18 protein-coding genes are annotated in these 17,597 nt (G+C 38.3%); 2 read left to right on the top strand and 16 right to left on the bottom strand.

All coding sequences use genetic code 11. The features are described from left to right. Positions 1–37 precede the first annotated feature (37 nt). The 4 genes from B6D67_RS03950 to B6D67_RS03935 all read right to left on the bottom strand — a co-directional run bounded on the left by B6D67_RS03950 (position 38) and on the right by B6D67_RS03935 (position 3,881). Positions 38–1,492 carry an amidase gene (locus tag B6D67_RS03950; RefSeq protein WP_010922181.1) on the bottom strand — a complete coding sequence of 485 codons (1,455 nt, stop codon included), beginning with the start codon at positions 1,490–1,492 and terminating at the stop codon, positions 38–40. A 196-nt stretch (positions 1,493–1,688) separates the two neighbouring features. Next, a complete protein-coding gene (gene pyrE / locus B6D67_RS03945) occupies positions 1,689–2,318 on the bottom strand; it encodes an orotate phosphoribosyltransferase (RefSeq protein WP_010922180.1) in 630 nt (209 codons plus the stop codon). Between the two features lie 57 nt (positions 2,319–2,375). Beyond that, positions 2,376–3,068 carry an orotidine-5'-phosphate decarboxylase gene (gene pyrF / locus B6D67_RS03940; RefSeq protein ID WP_010922179.1) on the bottom strand — a complete coding sequence of 231 codons (693 nt, stop codon included), beginning with the start codon at positions 3,066–3,068 and terminating at the stop codon, positions 2,376–2,378. A 276-nt stretch (positions 3,069–3,344) separates the two neighbouring features. Next, complete coding sequence (locus B6D67_RS03935; protein ID WP_002984923.1) at positions 3,345–3,881, bottom strand: hypothetical protein; 537 nt, start codon at positions 3,879–3,881, stop codon at positions 3,345–3,347. A gap of 221 nt (positions 3,882–4,102) precedes the next feature. Here B6D67_RS03935 and B6D67_RS03930 point away from each other — a divergent pair, with 221 nt between their 5' ends. Beyond that, positions 4,103–5,008, top strand: coding sequence for a LysR family transcriptional regulator (locus tag B6D67_RS03930; RefSeq protein WP_002984924.1), 906 nt, complete (start codon positions 4,103–4,105; stop codon positions 5,006–5,008). A 78-nt stretch (positions 5,009–5,086) separates the two neighbouring features. Here the strand turns inward: B6D67_RS03930 and B6D67_RS03925 are convergent, their stop codons facing one another. The 6 genes from B6D67_RS03925 to rpiA form a co-directional block, all read right to left on the bottom strand. Then, complete coding sequence (locus B6D67_RS03925; protein WP_029713993.1) at positions 5,087–5,875, bottom strand: hypothetical protein; 789 nt, start codon at positions 5,873–5,875, stop codon at positions 5,087–5,089. Then, positions 5,868–6,581, bottom strand: a complete 714-nt coding sequence (gene deoD, locus B6D67_RS03920) for a purine-nucleoside phosphorylase (RefSeq protein ID WP_002990147.1) — start codon at positions 6,579–6,581, stop codon at positions 5,868–5,870. Before deoD ends, B6D67_RS03925 begins: the two co-directional genes overlap by 8 nt. Before the next feature lie 662 nt (positions 6,582–7,243). Further along, positions 7,244–8,053 (bottom strand): purine-nucleoside phosphorylase, encoded by an 810-nt coding sequence (locus B6D67_RS03915; protein WP_010922178.1) that lies wholly within the window; start codon positions 8,051–8,053, stop codon positions 7,244–7,246. Then, on the bottom strand, positions 8,037–8,477 hold the full coding sequence (gene arsC, locus B6D67_RS03910) for an arsenate reductase (glutaredoxin) (RefSeq protein WP_010922177.1): 441 nt from the start codon (positions 8,475–8,477) through the stop codon (positions 8,037–8,039). Before arsC ends, B6D67_RS03915 begins: the two co-directional genes overlap by 17 nt. Before the next feature lie 18 nt (positions 8,478–8,495). Further along, a complete protein-coding gene (locus tag B6D67_RS03905) occupies positions 8,496–9,707 on the bottom strand; it encodes a phosphopentomutase (protein ID WP_002994004.1) in 1,212 nt (403 codons plus the stop codon). Between the two features lie 76 nt (positions 9,708–9,783). Further along, positions 9,784–10,467, bottom strand: coding sequence for a ribose-5-phosphate isomerase RpiA (gene rpiA / locus B6D67_RS03900; protein ID WP_010922176.1), 684 nt, complete (start codon positions 10,465–10,467; stop codon positions 9,784–9,786). A gap of 378 nt (positions 10,468–10,845) precedes the next feature. Here rpiA and B6D67_RS03895 point away from each other — a divergent pair, with 378 nt between their 5' ends. Beyond that, complete coding sequence (locus B6D67_RS03895) at positions 10,846–12,945, top strand: AAA family ATPase (protein ID WP_010922175.1); 2,100 nt, start codon at positions 10,846–10,848, stop codon at positions 12,943–12,945. A gap of 57 nt (positions 12,946–13,002) precedes the next feature. Here B6D67_RS03895 and B6D67_RS03890 read toward each other — a convergent pair whose 3' ends face one another. The 6 genes from B6D67_RS03890 to B6D67_RS03865 form a co-directional block, all read right to left on the bottom strand. Continuing rightward, positions 13,003–13,746 carry a hypothetical protein gene (locus tag B6D67_RS03890; protein ID WP_029713994.1) on the bottom strand — a complete coding sequence of 248 codons (744 nt, stop codon included), beginning with the start codon at positions 13,744–13,746 and terminating at the stop codon, positions 13,003–13,005. A gap of 147 nt (positions 13,747–13,893) precedes the next feature. Beyond that, positions 13,894–14,493, bottom strand: a complete 600-nt coding sequence (yihA, locus tag B6D67_RS03885) for a ribosome biogenesis GTP-binding protein YihA/YsxC (RefSeq protein ID WP_002984945.1) — start codon at positions 14,491–14,493, stop codon at positions 13,894–13,896. 9 nt (positions 14,494–14,502) lie between these two features. Further along, a complete protein-coding gene (gene clpX, locus B6D67_RS03880) occupies positions 14,503–15,732 on the bottom strand; it encodes an ATP-dependent Clp protease ATP-binding subunit ClpX (RefSeq protein WP_002984948.1) in 1,230 nt (409 codons plus the stop codon). Positions 15,733–15,861: 129 nt separating this feature from the next. Continuing rightward, on the bottom strand, positions 15,862–16,032 hold the full coding sequence (locus B6D67_RS03875; RefSeq protein ID WP_002984950.1) for a hypothetical protein: 171 nt from the start codon (positions 16,030–16,032) through the stop codon (positions 15,862–15,864). Between the two features lie 19 nt (positions 16,033–16,051). Then, the gene (locus tag B6D67_RS03870) at positions 16,052–16,549 is read right to left on the bottom strand and encodes a dihydrofolate reductase (protein WP_002984955.1); all 498 of its coding nucleotides are present in this window, start codon (positions 16,547–16,549) and stop codon (positions 16,052–16,054) included. A 79-nt stretch (positions 16,550–16,628) separates the two neighbouring features. Further along, a complete protein-coding gene (locus B6D67_RS03865) occupies positions 16,629–17,468 on the bottom strand; it encodes a thymidylate synthase (RefSeq protein ID WP_010922172.1) in 840 nt (279 codons plus the stop codon). Positions 17,469–17,597: the final 129 nt, after the last annotated feature.

Genomic DNA, 17,597 nt, shown 5'->3' with positions numbered 1-17,597 from the left:
AGTTAATCTATAATAGTTAAACTGTTTTATAAGATTATTATTGAGGAATCTTCAATAATCCTGCTGCCTCAAACTGTTCTGCAATTCCTAATAATAGGTCCTCTCTACCTTTGGCTGCAATTAGTTGAATGCCCATTGAGAGACCTTCCTTAGTTTCATAAGTAGGTAAACTAATAGCTGGCTGGCCAGTTAGATTAGGCAGAGCTGTGTAAGGATTAATAGCCAGACTCTTACCAAACATGGTTTCGACCAAATTGAATTGCTCTTCACTGCTGAAAATTTCAGCTTGAGCCAAGTTAGCCATGAGTTTCGAATCTGGGACAAGTTCTCCGTGCTTAGGAGCTGGTGTGTTGGTTGTGAACGTCAACAACAGGTCATAAGTCTCATGAAAACTAGCCATGGTTGCACTGTACGTATCCCATTTTTGAAGGACCTGTGAGTAACGCCAAGCTGGGATGTCTTTACCTGATTGGTAAATAGCCCAGGTCATGGTTTCCATATCGTCTTTGGTCATCGGACGTCCAAAAGTGTCTTCAATATCAGCAAACATAGCAGCCGTTTCCACACTATTCATAATATAATAATGACGAATCACTTCTGTCATATTTACAGGAAACTCTTCCAATTCAACTAGCTGATGCCCTTGTTCTCTTAGCCAAGTTACTGCTTGTCTTAAAGCTTTTGCAGTATCTAAAGATACTGGGCTACCGTCACTTAACCGTTGATAAAAAGCAATTGTCAAGGGACGTTGTAGCGATTGATAAATACTATCTTTTGTTAAGGTGGCTAGGGGGAAGGGGCTTTCCATTTGTTCCATCTGTAAATAGTAGAGTAGATTTCTAGTATCTCTAACGGATTTGGTCAAGGCAAAATGAACTGAGGCTCCTTGCCAGCTTCGATAAGAACCAGGTCCGACAGGCATGCGCCCACGGCTAGGTTTGAGCCCAATTAAGCCATTAAACGAGGCTGGAATTCGAATAGAACCACCACCATCACTAGCAGTTGCTAGCGCACTAATTCCTGATGACACTAGAGCAGCAGCTCCCCCAGATGAGCCACCAGCATTTCGTGTATTATCCCTTGGTAAATTCACTGGTCCGTGCAAACTGCTATCGCTAATATTTTTAAAGCCAAATTCAGGCGTGTTGGAGCGCCCTAAAATAATAAAGCCTAAAGCTTCTAATCTTTTCACAAATAAATCCGTTTTAGTCGCTTGATACTCTTTAAACAATCTGGAACCTGAGGTTGATGAGTGACCTTTTAATTCTTGTCCCAAATCTTTTAAAAAAAGAGGCACACCAGCAAAAGGCAGACCTGAAAAATCCCTTTGTTTGGCTTCTTCTAGGGCTGCTTCAAAGCGTTCTGAGGTAATAGCATTTAAGGTAGGGTTCAACTTTTTAGCCTTATAAATAGCCTGGGTTACTAATTCTAGTGGTGTGGTCTGACCAGTCTGAACAGCAATAGCCATAGCCGTCGCATCTTGATAAGTCATAGCTACTCTTCCTTTCTAAGATATGAATCCTAAAACATTCTTTTTTATTAAAACACAAATAAAAGAAAACCACCATTAAAAGGTTAGAAATTAGAATGTGATGTGTAAGGAATGTAGACAAAACAATCAAAACATAACATTTTGAATTGGGGCTAAAGAGATTTTTTCATTAAAAATAAACCTGGCTGATAGTTCCTTATTGTTGCCAGTTTACCTGGTCTTCTTTAAATTTTTTAAGTAAATGTAAACCATCATTAGTAATATAGCCTTGCAACTTTGCAACTGCAATTAGCTCAGTATAATTAGAAAGCGTAATCAACTTGATACCAGCTTCTTTAAAATTCTGACTAGCTTTTGGTAACTCATAAGTGAAAATCGCAACAACTCCCAGAACGTCAGCTCCCTCACGACTGGCTGCTGCGGCTGCATCTAGTACCGAACCACCTGTTGAAATCAAATCTTCAATGATAACCATTTTTTGGCCTTTAAGCACACGCCCCTCAATCTGGTTGCCTGCTCCATGATCTTTTGGCTTACTGCGAATATAAGCAAAAGGAAGAGTCATTTTATCTGCTATAATGGCACCGTGAGGAATACCTGCTGTAGCTGTACCAGCGATGACCTCAACTTCTGGGAAATGAGCCTTGATAGTTTCCACAAACCCATTCTCAATTAAATCACGAGTCTTAGGATAAGAAAGGGTGACACGATTATCAGTGTAAATAGGTGATTTAATGCCAGATGCCCACGTAAAAGGGTCTTCAGGCTTTAAATAAACAGCTTTAATATCAAGTAATTGAGTTGCAATTTGGCTTGCTAGTGTCATTTCTTATTCTCCTTTTTCTTCTTTAACAGACAAGTGTTGGTTTCCTAATCTTATCTGTTAGCCTGCCCACTCAGCTTTTATGGCTTGGTAAGCAGCCACTGGGTCTTTTGCCTGGGTAATTGGTCGCCCTACCACAATATAATCACTTCCAATGCGTCTTGCTTGGTTTGGAGTCATCACTCGTTTTTGATCGCCAATATTACTGCCTTTAGGACGAATGCCAGGAGTTAAGCAAGTAAATCCCGTAGGCGTCACCGCCTTGATAGCTTCTACTTCTTGTGCCGAACAAACCGCCCCATCTAGCTGAGCTTTAGCTGCCCCCTTGCTGTAATGCAAAACAGACTCTAAAAGACTCGTTTGAATATTTTGATCACCACGCATTTGGTCTTCACTGGTTGAAGTTAGCTGCGTTACCGCAATTAAGGTAGGGCCTTGACCTAGTCCTTCTCGAGCTGCTTTTAGCATCTCTACACCACCAGCTGCATGAACAGTTGCCATATCAATATCTAATTCTTTAAGAACTGCCATAGCAGCACGAACAGTATTTGGAATATCATGTAATTTTAAATCCAAAAATACATTATGCCCTAACGATTTGATATACCGAACAATATCTGGTCCTTGCGCATAATATAATTCCATACCAATTTTCACGTATAGTTTTTCTTCTGCTGGAAATAAGTCTAAAAATGCTTTAGTCTCCTCAAATGATGAAAAGTCTAAAGCAATAATTGGGCGTTCTTCTTTCATAACTTATCCTTTCTATAATGTGTCAATATCTCATTAAGCACCAAAAAGCCTCGCTACCAAAGAAGCGAGGCTACAGCAAACTAAAAGGGAATTCCCTTTTTTTATCTTGTATACCTTGTTTGCCTCTCTGGACTCACTTAAAGGTGTCTAAATTTAAACTATTATAGCTTTTTTAAAACAAGATGTCAAAACTTTTTGTTATTTGAACACATCTTTCCTACTATATCTTTTTTTGTATACTTACGTCAACTCATTTTATCATTTTTACCCAATCATTTATTCAAACTCACCTGTGGGTACCTTAGGGCTTTGGTAATATTTTATAAAAGCTTCTTCTTCAAGATTAACCCTCTGGATATGTTCATAGAGCACATCCGGAATAGGAGCTTCCTTAAGTGACAAAGCACTCACTTTTAAAGATGAAAAAACATCACTTAAGACCCCAAAAACTCGAATGCGTTTATCTCCAATAATAATTTGAAAGACTTCTTTGGACTGGCATAAATCTATCAGATGATCCACTCCTTTAATCCAATTATCGACAATATCCAAAGTTTTGTTCATCAACTTAAAAGCTGATTCTTCATACCAAAAGGTAGACTCAATCAAGCGTTGCTGCATATCCAAGGTATCAATGGCCGCAACAATATCTCCCAACTCAGACTGTACTAAATGAGCTGGAAATTCCCCTCCAAGTATAGAAGGAGTTCGTTCTACAAGCTTCAGTTCATCTCGAAAAAGAGTCAAATAGTGGATACTGACCAATAACTTTTGGATTAAGATTTGATGACTATTTTGTTCAGTAACATTCACACGACCACCACCCTTTGATTAGAAAAATACCTATTTGTTAATACTATTAATATAACACAAGAAAAATAAAAGGGCAATGAAATTGATAGATTCAACTCTCAAAATTGAATCATATTTATCCTAGGCCATATTGAGAAAAGACTCCAGCGCTTTTTCAAAGTTCTAAACCCATGATGACGTTTGTGCTTGCGTCTTTATTTTTTTTGAGCTAGACTGTACTTATGAGAATTCAACAACTGCATTATATTATCAAAATTGTTGAGTGCGGCTCTATGAATGAAGCTGCTAAGCAATTATTTATCACACAACCAAGTCTATCCAATGCGGTCAAGGATTTGGAAATGGAGATGGGCATTACCATTTTCAACCGAAATCCTAAAGGGATCACCTTGACAAAAGATGGGGTGGAATTTTTATCTTATGCTCGCCAAATTATAGAGCAAACATCACTGTTAGAAGACCGCTATAAAAACCACAATACTGGCCGAGAGCTCTTTAGCGTTTCATCTCAACATTATGCCTTCGTAGTCAATGCATTTGTCTCACTCCTCAAGCGGACCGACATGACTCGGTATGAACTCTTTTTGCGCGAGACAAGAACTTGGGAAATCATTGATGATGTCAAAAACTTTCGATCTGAAATTGGTGTTCTCTTTATCAACGACTATAACCGAGATGTCTTGACCAAATTATTTGATGACAATCATTTGACCGCCTCTCCATTATTTAAGGCACAGCCTCATATTTTTGTCAGCAAATCAAATCCTCTAGCAACTAAAAGCCTATTAAGCATGGACGACTTGAGAGATTTTCCTTACCTGAGCTATGACCAAGGGATTCACAACTCCTTTTATTTTTCAGAAGAGATGATGTCCCAGATGCCCCACAACAAATCAATTGTGGTCAGTGACCGTGCCACCCTCTTTAACTTAATGATTGGTTTAGATGGCTACACCGTTGCCAGTGGTATTCTAAATAGCAATCTAAATGGTGACCAGATTGTGGCTATCCCGCTAGATGTCCCTGACGAAATTGACATTGTTTTTATCAAGCATGAAAAAGCCAACTTGTCCAAAATGGGGGAACGTTTTATCGAATACCTTCTCGAAGAAGTAACCTTTGATTAATGTCTTTTTCAATCGTCATACTAAAAAACACGGTAGTAAGACCTGTATCGGTCAAGTTATCGTGTTTTTTGATAAATATCAGACAATAGATTGTCTCCAAAGGCTCAACTCCTTTTTAATAATGGCATTCATGTCATCAAAGTAAAAAGGCTCACGTCGGTAGATTACACCAGAAAAAGTCGCCAAGGTGATAATGTTTTCCAAAAAAGCCTGAGAAGAAAAATGAGTGGTGCGATGCAGTTCCTCTTCATCAAAAGGCTTAATCAAATGAGCCAGAGGATTACGGACAGCCTTTTCAAAATGTCGTAACAAAAAAACCAAGTCCTTGATTTCCTGAGGTAAGGAGGTCAACGTCAACATGTCTGCTAAGCTTTTGGTCGTCACATTGCGAGACTGCTTTTGAGACAGGTAAGCCTTGAAAACCTCGTGATCAGATTCCAACATGGCCTGAAAATGCCAGGTATCATATTGGTCATTCTTTGTATCAAAAATATAAGCCTTGAAGTTTGGAATTTCTGACGTGATTAGTCTGAGAAAAAGTCGGTAAAGAATAGGCGACACTGACCTGACGAAATCAATAATAGCACCGTTTTTTACTTTAACTTCTAAATCCAAAATGTAATTGGCAATCTGCTCATCTTCAAGCGATTGGTTAAGCCATAATGAACAGTGATACTGGTCTTCAATGGTCCGATTCTCTGCTGCATGTTCCGCTAGAAAGGCAAAGTTCAATTCTCTGCGCTCTTTTAACATCTCTAGTAAATAGAGGGCAGTTTTAGGGATATTTGGCAAGGCTTTAGCAATTCTAAAGGCGTGATTATAAGCATAGACATCCAAAAGGATGTCTAGTGTTTGATTATTAGTCATTGGCAATTAAGGTTTCCAAGCCGACCTTCATCATATCAGTGAAAGTTGTTTGGCGCTCTTCAGCTGTAGTATCTTCGGTTGGATCATTCAAGTTATCTGAGATCGTCATGATTCCAAGGGCTTTGACATGGTGCTGAGCAGCTAAATAGTAAAGAGCTGCTGCTTCCATTTCGATGGCTTTAACACCCAATTTACCAAGAGCCATATTACGCTCAGGCATGTTAGTGTAAAAGACATCAGAAGAAAGCACATTCCCAACGTGAGTTGTTACTCCCATTTCTCTGGCGATATGGTAAGCCTTGTCAAGTAAACCAAAATCAGCAATTTGTGGGAAATCAAATTCTGGGAAGTCATTACGGATAATATTTGAGTTGGTTGCTGCTGCTTGGGCAAGCACCAATTCACGCACATGAACTTCTGGGTCAATCGCACCCGCAGTACCAACACGGATCAATGTTTTGACACCGTAATCAACGATTAATTCACGAGCATAGATAGAGATCGAAGGCATCCCCATACCAGTTCCCATGACAGAAACGCGGTGCCCTTTGTAAGTTCCTGTGTAGCCAAACATGTTACGCACTTCGTTAAAACACACTGCATCTTCTAGGAAATTTTCAGCGATAAATTTCGCGCGCAAAGGATCTCCAGGTAGAAGAATTTTATCAGCAATATCGCCTTTTTTGGCAGAAATATGGATAGACATAAATTATGATACTGAGGGCGTTAAAAGAACGATGGCAAAATAGGAAGTTGGCAGAAAATCCTGATTTTCTAGACAACTTATCTTTTTGACCAAGTCCTTAGCCCGAATTCAAATTAATGAACTCAGCCCTCACCTTTCTTATTTTTTTATTTTTTATAAGGAAGAAAAACAGTTCTCCGCCCGTATTCAATTCAATGAATACAGTTAGCCCTACCTTTCCTTTTATTTTGTAGAAGGTCAGAGGGCGGACAGAAAGCGACTGAAATTTAGGGAACTAACGCCATGTGTGAGCTCAAAAGTTAGTTTATCTAGTTTCCGAGCTTTCCGCCCGTATTCAATTGAATACAACCCCATTCCTTTCATAATTGATATTGAATAGAAGAGAGCTAAAAATCGAGTTCAAATAAGAAAGGACTAACTCTCTTTCCTTTATTATTTAAAAATTAATACGAAGAAATGTTCGAGTCCATACTCAATTTAAACCGAATACGTCTCTTTCCCTTCGTTGGTTATGTTAGTTAGAAAAGCTAGAATCTGAGTTCAACATTCATGGAACTCACACTCCGTGATTATTTTTTGATTTTTTTATTGCGAACAGATGTGCCAAACTGACGACATAAAATAACATTCCTGTAATAATGCTCCAGTTGATTTTGTTCGTCCTACAACTCCGCTAAAATAGCTTTAACAAGACCTTTGAAATCTTCTTTGATATGTTGGGTCACTTCCACAACTTCTTCATGGTTCAATTCTGATTGGAAACCAGCTGCAAAGTTTGTAATAGCTGAAATACCAAGCACTTTAAGTCCAGAATGAGCAGCCACAATAACTTCCGGTACAGTTGACATGCCAACAGCATCTGCTCCTAATACTTTGAAAGCACGGATTTCTGCTGGTGTTTCATAAGTTGGACCAGTCAAGCCCATATAAACACCATCTTCTAGTTTGATGTTCATTTTTTCAGCCACTTCATGTGCCTTATTGCGATAAACCTTAGTATAGGCATCAGACATATCAGGAAAGCGTGGACCAAACTCGTCCAAGTTTTCACCGATTAGTGGGTTATTTCCGGTCATATTGATATGGTCTGTGATTGCCATCAAGGTACCTGGGCCGTAGCCGATACCACCAGCTGCATTTGTGACAAGAACGCCTTCACATCCCAGAGCTTTCATGACACGAACAGGGAAAGTCACCACTTCAAGCGGATTTCCTTCGTAAAAATGGAAACGTCCTTGTAAGGCGAGCACTTTACGGCCAGCTAAATCTCCGTAAACTAACTTTCCAGCATGGCCAACAACCGTTGACTTGCCCCAGTTTGGAATATCTGCATAATCAATAACAATAGCATTTTCTACTTCTTCAGCAAGTTCACCAAGGCCTGAACCCAGAATTAATCCAAATTCTGGAGTTTCAATTCCTTTAGTAACTAAAAAGTCTTTTGTTTCGTTAATTTTAGTCATCAATGACATCTTTTTCTCCTTTTACCTCAATAGGGTTCACACTCTCGCCATCCTCTTTAATATAAGGACTAGGCAGGGGAACAGGAAGAATATCCAGTAAGGTCTCAGAAGGACGGCAAAGTTTTACTCCTTTGCGAGTCACAACAATAGGACGATTGATCAAAATTGGATCCGCCAACATGGCATTAATAATGTCTTTCTCAGCTACTGCTTGATTTGCTAATCCATAAGCCTCAAATTCAGGAACATTGGTTCGCAAGAGTTCTCTTGCAGAGATTCCCATCGATTGTAAGAGCTCAATTAAAGTCTCCCGATTAGGTGGCGTCTGCAAATACTCAATAATAGTAGGCTCAATACCTGCATGGCGAATCATGGCAAGAACATTACGTGAAGTGCCACAGTTTGGATTATGATAAATCGTGATTTCTTCCATTATCAATTACTAACTTTCTTATTTTAAGTGACTAAGGAATGACTCCCCAATCATGGCTGTATCAACTCCAAAATTTTCTGCAACAGTTGCTGAAATATCCGCAAAATGCCCTTGTGGAATAAGACCATTTCCAGTAAAGGATACAGAGTAGGCAAGCAATGGAATGTATTCACGAGTGTGGTCGGTGCCTGCATAGGTTGGGTCATTACCATGGTCAGCAGTGATGAGAAGCAAATCGTCTTCTTTCATATTTGCGATGATTTCAGGTAGGCGATTGTCAAATTCATGCAAGCAGTCGCGATAACCCTCTGGGTCACGACGATGACCAAAGTTGGCATCAAAATCAACGAGGTTAGTAAAGGAGAATCCCTTAGTAAACTCAGGTAATTGAAGAGTCTTAATAAGCGTGTCAATACCATGGCTGTTCGACTTATTATGTCCCATGTCGTTTGTAATACCTGAACCATTAAAGATGTCATTAATCTTACCAACGGCATAAGTTGGGACACCTGCGTCAGCCAGTTTGTTCAAAACGGTATCTTGGAAAGGAGACACTGCATAGTCATGACGGTTAGCCGTACGTGTAAAGTTTCCTGGGTCGCCTACATAAGGACGCGCAATAATACGGCCTAAAAGGGCAGGGCGTTCAAGCGTGATGGAGCGAGCATATTCACAAATCTTGTAAAGCTCTTCCACAGGAATAATGTCTTCATGGGCTGCAATTTGAAGCACTGGGTCTGCTGAGGTGTAAACAATCAACTCACCTGTTTCCATTTGACGCGGACCAAAATCATCAATAACCGCAGTTCCTGAATAAGGTTTGTTGGCCTCGCGAATGATTTTGCGGCCTGAGAATTCTTCAATCTTAGTTAAAATCTCTTCTGGGAAACCATTCCAGAAAGTGTCAAAAGGTTCCGTAATGTTCAAGCCCATAATTTCCCAATGGCCTGTCATGGTATCTTTTCCAAGAGATACTTCTTCCAATTTGGTCACGTAACCAGTAGGATTGTCTTCTGTTGGAACAGTTTTTAGTGGTATTGGACGAGAAATGTTTCCAAGTCCAATTTTTGCCATATTTGGAACCGATAAGCCTGCTGCTTCTGAAATATGACCGAGGGTGTCAGAATCTGTATCAGCTACACCAGCATTAAAGAATTTGTCAGCATCTGGTGCTGCACCAATACCGACAGAGTCTAAAACAACCAAGTGAATACGATTAAATTTTGACATAAGTCTCCAATCTAGGGGAGGTTACGGTTGACTCCCCAATACCTATAAAATATATTAACGCTGTTATATGCTAAGACTAGCCTGCTGTAGGCGCTTCTAAAACAGTAACGCCGTCTTTACTAGCAACAATCACCTTATCAACCATACCATTAAAGAGACCGTGTTCCACAACACCAACTGTTCCATCTAGCAGGTGACCAAAAGCAACAGGATCTTTAATACAACCCAAATCAAGATCAATAATATAGTTTTGCATGTCTGTCACCAAACGACTATCACCTTTCATACGAAAAGACGGTTTGTAACCAGCTTTTTCAAAGACACGGAACAAACGATCAGCACCATATTGAACGACTTCGACTGGTAACTTAAAGGCACCCAGATGCTCTACCATTTTAGAAGCATCAACAACCCAGATGTATTCTTTTGTTGGTGTTGCAACAATTTTTTCCATTAGTAAGGCTGCGCCGCCACCCTTGATTCCATTGAAATTCTTATCCACTTCATCAGCACCATCTACGGTGAGGTCAATGCTATCAATATCATCTATCGATTTTAAAGGAATGCCCAAGACTTCTGCTTGCTTGCTAGTCACACTTGACGTAGTCACACCAACCACTTGCAGTCCTTCTTGCTTTACGCGACGGCCAATTTCCTCAACAAAATAGTAAGCCGTTGACCCAGTTCCAAGCCCAATGGTCATGCCATCAGTCACATATTGCGCAGCGGTAACACCGGCAATTTTTTTGAGTGCTTCCATGATTCCCCCTTATAATAGAATTGCGTCTTAGCACTTTATTATACCATGAAAGCGCCAACTTGTTAATGAAAACATTTGTTTTTCTCTCATTGACAGCCTAAGTGCTATAGAATAGGATGATCTTTTTAAAACTTATGATTTATTCTAAAGTCATCATATAAGCACTTACTTTTCGTGTTTATTTAGCTTTTTGAAAATCAAGTGTTTTTTGTTTGACCTTTACTGACCTTTTGATTATAATAATACTATAAGATGAGTAAAAATAATGTCTGAATCATTTTATTAGCAAAGGATTTCCTATCATGTGAAATCCTAACAACGATTCTGCGACTGCTTACAAACATCTTATAGTCTATTTTTTATTGCGAGGTAACTGATATGACACATTTTTCTGGTAAAGATCCTTTTGTAAATATGGATGATATTTTCAATCAATTAATGGCAAACATGGGTGGTTATCGTAGCGAAAATCCCCGCTATCTCGTTAACGGTCGCGAAATAACTCCCGAAGAATTCCAACACTATCGTCAAACAGGACAACTCCCTGTAGCGACAACCAAAGCAACAAATTCTCAAATGTTAACACCTAAAGCTGATAGTGTATTGACTCAACTCGGAACTAACTTAACACAAGAAGCTCGTCAAGGGCATCTTGACCCCGTCATTGGTCGTAACAAAGAAATTCAAGATACCGCTGAAATCTTGGCACGACGAACTAAAAATAATCCTGTCCTTGTCGGAGATGCTGGTGTCGGTAAAACTGCAGTCATTGAAGGTTTAGCTCAAGCCATTGTTAATGGAGATGTCCCAGCTGCTATTAAAAACAAGGAAATCGTATCAATTGATATTTCTAGTCTTGAAGCTGGTACACAGTATCGTGGTTCCTTTGAAGAGACCATTCAAAACTTGATTCAAGAAGTAAAAGAAGCTGGGAATATCATCTTATTTTTTGATGAAATTCATCAAATAGTTGGTGCTGGTGCCACAAGCAGTGATTCAGGCTCAAAGGGACTTGCAGATATTCTTAAACCAGCCTTGTCACGAGGAGAATTAACACTGATTGGTGCTACTACTCAAGACGAATACCGCAATACTATTTTAAAAAATGCTGCTCTTGCTCGTCGCTTTAATGAAGTTAAAGTGAATGCACCATCAGCTGAAGATACTTTTCACATTTTAATGGGTATTCGTAATCTTTATGAACAACACCACCATATTACCCTTCCTGATAATGTTCTAAAAGCTGCTGTTGATTATTCTATTCAATACATCCCACAGCGTAGCCTGCCAGATAAAGCAATTGACTTACTGGATATGACAGCTGCTCATTTAGCTGCGCAACACCCGGTCACTGACTTAAAAACACTCGAAACTGAAATAGCTAAACAAAAAGAGAGTCAAGAAAAAGCTGTCGCCAAAGAAGACTTTGAAAAAGCTTTAGCAGCAAAAACACGGATTGAAACATTACAAAAGCAAATTGAGCAACATAACCAAAGCCAAAATGTCACTGCTACAGTCAATGATATCGCAGAGTCTGTAGAGCGCTTAACTGGTATTCCTGTCTCTAACATGGGGACTAATGATTTAGAAAGGCTCAAAGGAATTAGCAGCCGCTTAAAAAGCCATGTCATCGGACAAGATGAGGCTGTCGCAGCAGTAGCACGTGCTATTCGACGAAATCGGGCAGGTTTTGATGATGGTAAACGTCCAATAGGTTCTTTCCTTTTTGTGGGTCCAACTGGTGTTGGTAAAACAGAGTTAGCTAAACAATTAGCACTTGATTTATTTGGTTCCAAAGATGCTATTATTCGACTTGATATGTCCGAATATAACGATCGCACTGCTGTGTCAAAATTGATTGGGACAACGGCTGGTTATGTTGGCTACGATGATAATAATAATACCCTAACTGAGCGTGTTCGTCGTAACCCTTATGCTATTGTCTTACTAGATGAAATTGAAAAAGCTGATCCTCAAATTATTACACTTCTTCTACAAGTATTAGATGATGGACGATTGACAGATGGACAAGGAAATACTATTAACTTTAAAAATACCGTTATTATTGCTACATCAAATGCCGGTTTTGGCCAACAAGATACGGAAACTTCTGAGTCTAACATTATGGATCGCATTGCACCTTATTTCAGACCAGAGTTTTTGAACCGTTTTAATAGTATCATTAAATTTAATCATCTGCAAAAAGAAAGTTTAGAAGAAATTGTTGATTTAATGCTAGCTGAAGTAAATCAAACCACCGCAAAAAAAGGTATTAGTTTAACGATTACTGATGACGCTAAAGCTCATTTGATAGATTTAGGGTACAATCACGCTATGGGAGCTCGTCCATTACGACGTATTATCGAACAGGAAATTCGTGACCGTATAACTGATTATTATCTTGACCATCCAGAAGTCAAAAAACTTCAGGCAATCCTAAAAGAAGGACAACTAGTGATTAGGCAAAACGATCAGTAATAAACTTCTTCAATTGAATAATTTTCAAAACATGAAAAAATCCGTCTTGTGACTACGTTATACACTTGACGGACTTTTTTTTAGCACTTTTTTAAAAATAATTTTTTCATCGCCTAATAACTCAAGTTTCTTTCCAAATCTGGTGTAATCAAAATAACCATTAGGTGTGAGTAATCCTTTTGAAAAAGAAGTATGTCCCGCTGCTACTTCTTCTTTGATATCAATGGTGTGCAAAATACGATTAACTTTTCCTTTGAGAACAACAGCAGATAAATGTCCTGTTTTTTGATTATATTTGCCTCCGATCTGAGAAGCTAATTTCTCAAAAGCTTGATCTAAAATCATTTCTAATTCATGGCTAGCTGGCATACTATTCTCAATAATTTGGCGTTCTTTACTACTCAAGTCACCAACAACTAAATGATTTTCCTTTAATGTCTTTAATAATTCATTTTGGTGATAAGCAGCTAAACGTTTGACAAAAATGTCTCGTTCAACTTGAACACTAAAACTCAAGTCAACGTTGTTATTTTTAACTGTTAGTATCATCTGAGATGACGTTAATAAACTATCATCAATAAGAGGGCTCTGATGCAAACCAGTAAGACGTTTAGCAAAATCATCGCCTAACTTCTGATCAATGCTTGTTGTTCGCCAGATACCTTCAATAGAGCTATTACGATATCGAACACCAAAAAGTACAGCAAGCAAGATAAGAAAAATAATAAATACAAAAAGGGCATTGCATTGATGGCATAACAATGACTTTCCTTTAGAGCGCCCTTGGGCTACTTGTGTCATGACTCATCTCCTTAATATAAAATACTAGCATGTCATCATTAAGGCGTCAAGTAAAATCGGTAAACCTAACTATGATTTTTTATGTTTTCGATAAGAAAAACACCCTCTACTGAGAATGTTTTAGCATAGATAAATCAACACCTATCGCTAGACCTGCTCTAAAATAGCATCCCAAGAATCATCGATACCAATACGTTCTACCGAAGAAAATACTATAAAAGTATCAGATTTGTCAAAATTCAAAGCTTTCTTGACCACAGACTCATGTTTGTTCCATTTGCCACGAGGAATCTTATCTGCTTTGGTTGCCACAACAATAACAGGAATGTCATAGTACTTCAAAAAGTCATACATCTGAATATCTTCTTTTGAAGGGGCATGACGTAAATCCACCAAACTCACGACTGCACGCAGATTGTCTCTGCTGGTTAAGTATTCTTCGATCATCTTTCCCCATTTGGCCCGTTCACTTTTAGAAACCTTGGCATAGCCATAACCAGGGACATCCACAAATCTAAGCTTGTCATCAATATTGAAAAAATTTAATAGTTGGGTTTTTCCTGGCTTGCTTGAGGTTCTTGCCAAATTTTTGCGCCCCAATATGGTATTAATAAAACTTGATTTACCAACATTTGAACGTCCAGCGAGGGCAATTTCTGGCAAATCATCTTGGGGGTAATGAGATTTATTGGCAGCGCTCAATAAAATTGATGCGTTATGGGTATTTAAGACTTGTTCTTCAGCCATTATTTCTCCTTAAGCTGTCTCTAAAACGGGTTTTGACTTGCCTTCGACAGCAGCCTTGGTGATACGCACTTTTGTGACATCTTCTTGGCTTGGAATTTCAAACATGATGTCAAGCATCGTTTCTTCGATAATAGAACGAAGACCACGTGCTCCTGTCTTACGTTCAATGGCTTTATTGGCAATGGCTTCTAAGGCTTCCTTATCAAATGCCAATTCGACGCCATCGTAAGAAAGAAGAGCCTGATATTGCTTGACCAGGGCATTTCTTGGTTCTGTCAAAATTTGAATCAAATCTGATGTGTTTAGTTGTTCAAGGGCTGCCACAACTGGTAAGCGGCCAATAAATTCTGGAATAAGCCCAAACTTTTGAATATCTTCTGAAATAATTTCTTGCATATAAGAAGCATTGTCATCAATTTTACGGCTGTTTTGACCAAAACCAATAACTTTTTCACCTAAACGTTGTTTAACGATCTCCTCGATGCCATCAAAAGCCCCGCCAACAATAAACAAGATATTTTTTGTATCAATTTGGATCATTTCTTGATTAGGGTGCTTCCGCCCACCTTGTGGGGGAACACTTGCTACCGTACCTTCAATAATTTTAAGAAGGGCTTGCTGTACACCTTCACCAGATACATCACGTGTGATAGATACGTTCTCACCTTTTTTAGCAATCTTATCTATTTCATCAACATAAATAATACCACGCTCTGCTCGTTCGACATTATAGTCAGCAGCCTGAATCAGTTTGAGTAAAATATTTTCCACATCTTCTCCAACATACCCTGCTTCAGTCAAAGAAGTTGCATCTGCAATAGCAAATGGTACATTGAGGCTTTTAGCCAGAGTTTGTGCTAAGAAGGTTTTTCCTGAACCTGTTGGTCCAATCATCAAAATGTTGGACTTTTGTAAATCCACATCATCGTCATCACGACTTTCTGTAAACGAGACACGCTTATAATGATTGTACACAGCAACTGATAAAGCACGTTTAGCACGATCTTGACCAACCACATATTGATTTAAAACATCAAGGAGCTCTTTTGGTTTTGGAACTTCTGTCAAATCGGCAAGGACTTCTTCAGCCAATTCTTCTTTTATAATTTCTTGTGATAAAGCTACGCATTCATTGCAGATGAAAACATTATTTCCTGCGATAATTTTTTTAACGTCATCCTGGCTTTTACCACAAAATGAACAGTATACTTTAATATCGTTAGTTCTACTTCCTGCCATTTCTTATAATTCTCTTACTTTCTCTTATCTTTTACTGAATTTTAATATTAGTCAATGTGTTGTATTGGTTTTTGGTGATTCTTGCTTGATAGCTAAATCTTCACCAGTGCTGTCTTTGCAAGTCGCATCTCAAAACAATGTACCATAGAAGGCGTGAATACTATTAACCAGATTAGTAAACGCATTTAATAAGAACAGACTTGCTAAGCCATAACGATTCTTTTTAAAAGCTGGAATGGCACAAAGAACACAAATCACGCACAAAAAAGCCGTAAATACTCCAAAAATACTACGTTGCATCGCTTATCATCTCCTCAGACTATTTGTGTTTTAAAGCAGTAACGGTAAAATCATAAGGATTTTTAGCGTCTCGAGCATAGAACGTTTGGCTTTCTTGCGTGAAATGACTAAAATCTAGATTTGGTCGGTAGGTATCTCCTTTAAAACGATGATGGATAACTGTTTTTATGATACGATCGAAATAACCATTAAACGCTTCTAAAACCTTATTCCCACCAATGATATAAAGTGTTTTATCCTGCGCATGGTACCACTCCAAGACTTTTTCAATACTAGTCATTGTCAACACCTCATCTACTTGATAATCTCTATTTCTTGTCATGACAAGGGTTTGACGTTGAGGAAGTCTTTTGCAATTCATTCCTTCAAAAGTCACACGGCCCATTAAGATTGCTTGATGTAGCGTTGTCTTTTTAAAATGTTCTAACTCTTTTGGTAAATACCATGGTAACTTACCCGCAACACCAATAAGCCCTGCTTCATCCTCTGCCCAAATAGCAATAATTTCCTTTGTCATTAATTATTTCCTTCATTTTAAACTCTATTTATTTTACCAAATTTATGAACAAAATGCTCACAAAAAATCTAAATAAAGTTTAAATAGCAAGGTCAAAGTGCAACTGAGGCTTCACTGGATCATAATTTTGTAATTCAAAATCATCTGGTTTAATATCAAAGAAATTAGTCCTATCTGGAACATTTAAAACAAGCTTAGGCTGACTAGCAACTGGCTGTCGTTTTAGCAATTCTTGAGCCTGATCAAATTGGTTGTCATAAATATGTAAATTGTTAACAAAATAAAAGAACTTACCTATTTTCCATCCAAAATGTTTAGCAATCATCATCTGCAAGGCAACGTATTGCATGGCATTGATGTGATGAGCAACTAATATGTCATTAGAACGTTGCGTCAAACTAGCATCTAAATAAAGATCTTCCCCTACACGTCTAACATCAAACATGATTTGAAAGGCACATGGCAACAACCCTTTTGTCTCCTCAAATGCTTCATAGTCCCAGAGAGAAATGACATTACGACGATTCCAAGGATTTTCTGCTAATTGCTTTAGTATTTTTGAGATGATATCATGTTTTTTGACTACAGCACCATAACGTTGCCCAATAGTACGTGTCTGGTCAACTTCCCATTCATTCCAATAATGAACATTATATTTAGCTTCTAGCACATCTAAACTGTTAGACTGATCTTGATATATCCAAAATAATTCCTTTATAGCAGATTTAATTGGAATGGGTCGTAAAGTTGTGATGGGAAACTCTCCTTTAGCTAAATCATATTCAGCAAACGCCCCAGTAATATACTTAGAATGAGCTGTTCGACCATCTTTATATTTAGGACGTGCTTGCTCACTCAATGATCCTTCGTTTATAATTTTTTGAATATTAGCTTTAAAAATCTGGTCAGCTTTTGTCATCTCTAATAACCTTTCTGTAAGCATACTTCATACTATTCTAACTAATTTTACCAAAAAATACCAGAATAAATAAACATTCGAAAAACTTCATGTGGTCATGAACATTTTAACTATTAAAGGATAAAACAA

The organism is Streptococcus pyogenes (assembly GCF_002055535.1).
Lineage (GTDB): Bacteria > Bacillota > Bacilli > Lactobacillales > Streptococcaceae > Streptococcus > Streptococcus pyogenes.
The sequence above is the reverse complement of the archived record's forward strand: the minus strand, read 5'-3'. Positions and strand labels throughout refer to the sequence as shown.

What these genes read in the sequence shown, in the direction of transcription:
- B6D67_RS03950 (WP_010922181.1), bottom strand. Translation starts at nt 1,492, where the DNA reads ATGACTTATCAAGATGCGACGGCTATGGCTATTGCTGTTCAGACTGGT.
- B6D67_RS03925 (WP_029713993.1), bottom strand. Translation starts at nt 5,875, where the DNA reads ATGACTAATAATCAAACACTAGACATCCTTTTGGATGTCTATGCTTAT.
- B6D67_RS03865 (WP_010922172.1), bottom strand. Translation starts at nt 17,468, where the DNA reads ATGACAAAAGCTGACCAGATTTTTAAAGCTAATATTCAAAAAATTATA.
- B6D67_RS03895 (WP_010922175.1), top strand. Translation starts at nt 10,846, where the DNA reads ATGACACATTTTTCTGGTAAAGATCCTTTTGTAAATATGGATGATATT.
- arsC (WP_010922177.1), bottom strand. Translation starts at nt 8,477, where the DNA reads ATGGAAGAAATCACGATTTATCATAATCCAAACTGTGGCACTTCACGT.
- pyrE (WP_010922180.1), bottom strand. Translation starts at nt 2,318, where the DNA reads ATGACACTAGCAAGCCAAATTGCAACTCAATTACTTGATATTAAAGCT.
- pyrF (WP_010922179.1), bottom strand. Translation starts at nt 3,068, where the DNA reads ATGAAAGAAGAACGCCCAATTATTGCTTTAGACTTTTCATCATTTGAG.
- B6D67_RS03870 (WP_002984955.1), bottom strand. Translation starts at nt 16,549, where the DNA reads ATGACAAAGGAAATTATTGCTATTTGGGCAGAGGATGAAGCAGGGCTT.
- yihA (WP_002984945.1), bottom strand. Translation starts at nt 14,493, where the DNA reads ATGGCTGAAGAACAAGTCTTAAATACCCATAACGCATCAATTTTATTG.
- deoD (WP_002990147.1), bottom strand. Translation starts at nt 6,581, where the DNA reads ATGTCTATCCATATTTCTGCCAAAAAAGGCGATATTGCTGATAAAATT.
- B6D67_RS03930 (WP_002984924.1), top strand. Translation starts at nt 4,103, where the DNA reads ATGAGAATTCAACAACTGCATTATATTATCAAAATTGTTGAGTGCGGC.
- B6D67_RS03915 (WP_010922178.1), bottom strand. Translation starts at nt 8,053, where the DNA reads ATGTCATTGATGACTAAAATTAACGAAACAAAAGACTTTTTAGTTACT.
- B6D67_RS03875 (WP_002984950.1), bottom strand. Translation starts at nt 16,032, where the DNA reads ATGCAACGTAGTATTTTTGGAGTATTTACGGCTTTTTTGTGCGTGATT.
- B6D67_RS03890 (WP_029713994.1), bottom strand. Translation starts at nt 13,746, where the DNA reads ATGACACAAGTAGCCCAAGGGCGCTCTAAAGGAAAGTCATTGTTATGC.
- rpiA (WP_010922176.1), bottom strand. Translation starts at nt 10,467, where the DNA reads ATGGAAGCACTCAAAAAAATTGCCGGTGTTACCGCTGCGCAATATGTG.
- B6D67_RS03905 (WP_002994004.1), bottom strand. Translation starts at nt 9,707, where the DNA reads ATGTCAAAATTTAATCGTATTCACTTGGTTGTTTTAGACTCTGTCGGT.
- clpX (WP_002984948.1), bottom strand. Translation starts at nt 15,732, where the DNA reads ATGGCAGGAAGTAGAACTAACGATATTAAAGTATACTGTTCATTTTGT.